3 protein-coding genes and 1 pseudogene are annotated in these 4,190 nt (G+C 63.1%); 2 read left to right on the top strand and 2 right to left on the bottom strand.

Annotation, left to right across the window (positions count from 1 at the left end; all coding sequences use genetic code 11):
* Positions 1-941 (bottom strand): NAD(P)/FAD-dependent oxidoreductase (locus tag AC1DFE_RS23765; protein ID WP_476908287.1); only part of this gene is annotated, 941 nt, incomplete at its 3' end.
* Between the two features lie 346 nt (positions 942-1,287).
* On the opposite strand from AC1DFE_RS23765, the gene AC1DFE_RS23760 reads away from it, so the two are divergent.
* Positions 1,288-3,186 (top strand): BCCT family transporter, encoded by a 1,899-nt coding sequence (locus AC1DFE_RS23760; RefSeq protein WP_476908286.1) that lies wholly within the window; start codon positions 1,288-1,290, stop codon positions 3,184-3,186.
* Between the two features lie 209 nt (positions 3,187-3,395).
* Here AC1DFE_RS23760 and AC1DFE_RS23755 read toward each other — a convergent pair whose 3' ends face one another.
* Positions 3,396-3,707, bottom strand: a complete 312-nt coding sequence (locus AC1DFE_RS23755) for a DUF6457 domain-containing protein (RefSeq protein WP_476908285.1) — start codon at positions 3,705-3,707, stop codon at positions 3,396-3,398.
* Positions 3,708-4,055: 348 nt separating this feature from the next.
* On the opposite strand from AC1DFE_RS23755, the pseudogene AC1DFE_RS23750 reads away from it, so the two are divergent.
* Positions 4,056-4,190: pseudogene (locus AC1DFE_RS23750) on the top strand (S-(hydroxymethyl)mycothiol dehydrogenase); the annotation flags it as partial.

Genomic DNA, 4,190 nt, shown 5'->3' with positions numbered 1-4,190 from the left:
GGCTGCGCCGGGGAATCACTGTCCAGCAGCGCCTGCACCGCCAGCGCCGCCCGCTCCAAAGCACCCGTCCAGTGCTCCACCCGCCGGTGCCGATCCACCGCAGCATCAAACCAGGCAGCACAGTCCCCCACCGCCACAATCCCCGGAACACTGGTGCGGCCCATCGCATCACACAACACACCGCCGTCGACCTCAACACCCGAACCGGCCAGCCACTCAACGTTCGGCTCCGCGCCGATACCCACCACCATGACGTCGGCGGCCAACTCCCGGCCATCGGCCAGGCGAAGCCCGGTCACGCTGTTCCCGGTGCTGTGGAACTCGTCGATGGCGGTACCGCAGATTAGATTCACGCCGTTGGCGGCATGCAGGTCGGCAACTACGGATCCCATGTCGTGACCAAGCTGGGCGGTGAAAGGGACCGGAGCGTTGTTGATCATGGTCACCTGCATTCCCCGTGAAGCGGCGGAAGATGCAACCTCGGCGCCAATAAAGCCGGCTCCGACCACAATCATGCGGGCGCCCGCCACCAACTTCGGCATCAAACCCTGGGCATCCGCCATGGTCCGCAGGTAGAAAACATTGTCCAGGCCGGCGAGGGCGGGTATCTGTCGTGCCCGCGCGCCGGTCGCTATCACGATGCCGTCGGCAGTAACGGCCTGGCCGTCGTGGAGGTGGATGGTCCGCGTGGCTGCATCCAGACCGACCGCGCCGCCGCCAAGAAGCCACTCACCGTTCAACCCGTCATTGTCCGTCTCGAGGAACAGATCTTCGGCCGTGATAGTGCCGAGGAGGAAATCCTTCGACAGGGGCGGCCTGTCATACGGGCGGTGATGCTCATCGCCAATGATGACCAACCGTCCCGAGAAGCCATGGGCACGGGCTGCCCTGGCCGCCGAGAGGCCAGCCAGGGAGGCACCCACGACTGCAAGCGTCTGCATAATCCACCCATTTCCTTAATTGCTTTATGCGCAACAACAATCACGATAAGCAACAGCGTGATACATGGCACGTTAACTGTCAAGAGGTGACGGGGCTAACAAAGAATCCTTGACAACGCCTGTGAGCTGTCGGCACTCTGTTGCTGAAGGCGAAGTGTGTTGATTACTGCGGAACCAGCGCCGAGCAGGCGCTGCCGGCGAAACTGCCGGTCCGCATTCACGAAGCCAGACTTGTCGACGGCGACACTTTGGCTATCGACCCCGAGGACGAGCCGAACCCGCCGCCGGGCCTAACCGCCTAAGGCTGCGGCGGACCGTCCCACATATTCAGTGAAGGAAACCCCTCATGACAATCAATAGTGACGTCACTATCGATGAAAGCAGTGAAGACGGCCGGGACTCAGGGGTGAACCCGGCGTCGGTACGAGAACCTGAACTTCCCCAGGAAGACCTGCAAATCCTTCAGGCCCTGCGGAAAACCGAATCAGAACACGAAGAAGCGCGGCGCAGCAGCCAACTGTTCCGCAAGGGAGGGATCGACAAGGTAGTCTTCGGCGTCGCCGGACTGCTCACGGTGGCCTTTGTCGTCTGGGGATTTGCCGGCAGGGAGAACCTGGCCGCCACTTCCCAGGTGGTCCTTGACTGGGTCATGGAAAACACCGGCTGGATGTTCGTTGCGCTCTCCTCCCTGTTTGTGGTCTACGTCCTGTGGCTGGCGGTCAGCCGCTTCGGGAACATTCCGCTGGGGAAAGACGGAGAGAAGCCCGAGTACTCCATGGTCTCGTGGGTCTCCATGATGTTCGCGGCAGGCATGGGCATCGGCCTGATGTTCTACGGCGTGGCCGAGCCGCTCTACCACTACATCTCCCCGCCGCCAGGCACTGTTAATGGCCAGACTCCGGCGGCCGTCCAAACCGCAATGGCAACCTCGATCTTCCACTGGACCCTCCACCCGTGGGCCATGTACGCGGTTGTGGGTGTTGCCATGGCTTACGGAACCTACCGCCTCGGCCGCAAGCAGCTCATTTCCACAGTCTTCACCTCCCTCTTCGGTATCCGCCGGGTGGAAGGCCCGATCGGCAAGCTCATCAACATGCTGGCCATCTTCGCCACGCTCTTCGGAACGGCGGCATCGCTCGGACTCGGGGCACTGCAGATCGGCAGCGGCATGGCGTCCAACGGCTGGATCGGCGGGCAACTTGCCACTCCTGTGCTCGTTGTCATCGTTGCCGTACTCACGGCCTGCTTCGTGGCCTCGGCGGTCTCCGGCATCAGCCGCGGAATCCAGTGGCTGTCCAACATCAACATGGTCCTGGCTGCGGTCCTGGCCATCATCGTCTTCGTGGCCGGGCCGACGCTCTTCATCCTGAACCTGATCCCGGCGGCAGTCGGCGACTATGCACGGGATCTGGCCGAGATGGCCTCCCGGACCGAGGCCGTCGGCGACGACGCGCTGCGCAAGTGGATGTCCGGCTGGACCATCTTCTACTGGGCCTGGTGGGTCTCCTGGACTCCCTTCGTGGGCCTGTTCATCGCCCGCATCAGCCGCGGCCGCACCATCCGCCAGTTCGTGACCGGTGTCCTGCTGGTCCCCAGCGTCGTCAGCGTGATCTGGTTCGGCATCTTTGGCGGCGCCGCCATCAACATCCAGTCCACGGCAGATGCCACCCCCGACACCGGCGACGGGCTGGCCAAGATCGTCAATGGAACTCCCACGATTTCCTTCGACGGCGCCCTGTTCGATCTGCTCCACCACCTGCCCCTGCCCAGCGCCATTGCCGGCGCGGTCGCCGTCCTGGCGATGGTCCTGGTGGCCATCTTCTTCGTCACGGGCGCCGATGCGGCCTCCATCGTGATGGGATCGCTTAGCTCCAACGGCGTTGAGGAACCCCGCCGGGGAGTCGTGATCTTCTGGGGTGCCCTCACCGGAGCCGTCGCTGCGGTAATGCTCCTCGCGGGCGGCGACAAGCCTGCAGAGGCGCTTGCCGGACTGCAGCGGATCACGATCGTGTCAGCCCTGCCCTTCGTGGTTGTGATGTTCCTGATGTGCTTTGCCCTGACAAGGGATCTGCGCCGGGACCCGCTGTCGCTGCGCAGGCGGCTGGTCACCTCCGTCGTCGAGCGTTCCATCCGCAGCGGCGTCGAACAGCACGGCGGCGTCCAATTCGATCTGGTCACCAAGCACGAATGTGATGAACGGTGTGCCAAGGGTGAGCTTGATCCGAGCGGAGACAAGCGGCACTGAGTACGACGCGGCCGGATCCCGACACCACCGGGATCCGGCCGCTCTGACGTTTGCCTGCGCGGCCAACTCTAGGAAAGGCATCTCCCATGGCACCACCGGCGTCAACCATGACAACGATTGAAACGGAATCGAGTGAGGACCGTTCCGTTGATGACTGCGACTATCACGGCTGCTTTTTCTGTTCCGGCCCGGAGACTGACTAACTACCGCTACGATGCACCGACCGGGCCGCCCCCGCTGTCCTCCCGGTTCTCGCACAGCCCGAATGCGATGTCTGCGAACCGGGCAGTCGCCGGCCTGGACCCCGCGGGACCAGCGTTACCCCGCGCCGTTTCCTGGCCGGCGACGTAGCCCACCATGAAGGCTGTCACCGGTGCTGCGGCATGAATCACTTGGTCCGCAGATTTCCTGGCCAGATCCAGCAGGAGGTCTTGATCGACGTCGAGGTCCGGGACCCCCAGCGCCCTCGCCAACTCCTCGCACCACTCACTCAGGATCTGCATTTCATTGTTGACGGCCATAACCTCTCCTTGCTCAGAGCATTTCGGCTTGAAGCTGGTGCACTGACCTTACAAGGCAGGGCCACGTAAGTCATCGGGCTTTTTTGGCCCGCCCGTCTTTGGGCGCGCCGGCCCCAAAGATCGCCCCGAGTGCGTTGACGAAGCCAAGTTCGGGCGCATACGATCACTTATATATCAGTTACATATCTCACAAATATCAAAGGAATGTCAGCCGCTTCCACAGTCGCTGAAGCTCGATCGAAGAGCTCCGGCCACCGCCCGCCCCCCGCACAGCCGGCGCCAAGCGCCTGCCACGAAGTGACGGGTGGACTGTGTCAGCCGCAGAGCACCCGAGAGGAACACCAGGTCATGGTTCATAAAGTGAAGGCAGTTGTTGTCAGGGCGAAGGATGCTCCGGTGTCGGTGGAGACGATCCTGGTGCCGGATCCGGGGCCGGGGGAGGCGTTGGTGGACGTCCTGACGTGCGGGGTGTGCCACACGGAT

It is taken from the genome of Arthrobacter sp. 05T423 (genome assembly GCF_056396245.1).
This window is presented reverse-complemented; position numbering and strand designations above follow the sequence as displayed.